General features: G+C 53.4%; 1 protein-coding gene. It reads right to left on the reverse strand.

The features are described from left to right. The coding region (locus tag AC2A06_RS18985) for a hypothetical protein (protein ID WP_484381315.1) at positions 1-320 on the reverse strand (320 nt) is incomplete at both ends.

Consider the following 320-nt stretch of genomic DNA (forward strand, 5'->3'; position numbering starts at 1 on the left):
TAGTGTTGTCTATCGCTGCATTGCCTAAAATATTTACCGTACCGCCGGTGGCAATAAAGTTATCGGTGCTGAGCAAGCCATCTGCACGTACCCCCGGGAGGTCACCATAAAACGTCAGGGTGCCGCCATTCAGGTCTACATTGCCGACAGATTCGGTGGTGGTCACCCCGTTACTGCCAACTGTCGCATGACTGTTGGTGCCCAGATCCAGCGTCGCCAAGGTTAACGCGCTGGTGTTATCACCGGCGAGGGCAAACAAGGTATTTTGCACATTCACCGTACCGGCAAACGCACTGCCCACTGTACTGCCAAAGTTAAAG

The sequence above is a fragment of the Serratia sp. HNCC26DJ244 genome, from assembly GCF_057180565.1.